1 pseudogene is annotated in these 666 nt (G+C 40.8%); it reads right to left on the bottom strand.

Annotated features, from left to right (window positions below):
* Positions 1-76: 76 nt before the first annotated feature.
* Positions 77-666, bottom strand: a pseudogene (locus tag ACS8FD_RS21265) (hypothetical protein); the annotation flags it as partial.

Here is a 666-nt window from a genome sequence, read left to right as displayed (position 1 = left end):
AAGGTTAACGATAGCTATTGTTCCAATATAAAAAAGACAGCTTAGGCTGTCTTTTTTTATGGCTCAGATTTTATGTTTATAACTTAATAGGTCGTGCAGGCACATTTAAATTCAACTGCATTCGTGTTGATGGACCATTGTCTACTGACTGACTGTTTTGTACTTGCGCTTTGTTTTGCTGATTTAAGCGCTGTAACTGCTTGGTTAATTGACGCTCCCTTTGAGTCATAGACTCAACTGGCTGAATCCATGCATCTATATCCAAATAAGTGTCGTCTTTCTCTAAGACAAACTCGATGCCCAGTACAATAATATGGTGTAGCTCAACAAGTGGTAAACGCAGTGCAACATCTTGTGCAATTGCTTGTAGCCTTGGTTGGATAGCCGCTCTGCTCTGCGCGGTGTCTTTGCCTTTTCCATAAAATATCATCACATAATGACGGCCCAAACTTGTATAAGAGTGCTGATGAATAACATACCCATTCTCCCTCATAGTAAGTGCGCGCTCAGGATGTTTATATAGGGTACGTATAAGCTCATGACGTGAAAACAAGGACTCATCTAATAGCTGTCGTTTCCATATAGTCTGTGCGTCTACCACCTTTTTATTAGTTGTAATAGACGGCTCGCTAGCCAAGCTGATAATTTGACTGCTAAGCTGTGACC

This window comes from Psychrobacter sp. 1U2, from assembly GCF_051847575.1.
The sequence above is the reverse complement of the archived record's forward strand: the minus strand, read 5'-3'. Positions and strand labels throughout refer to the sequence as shown.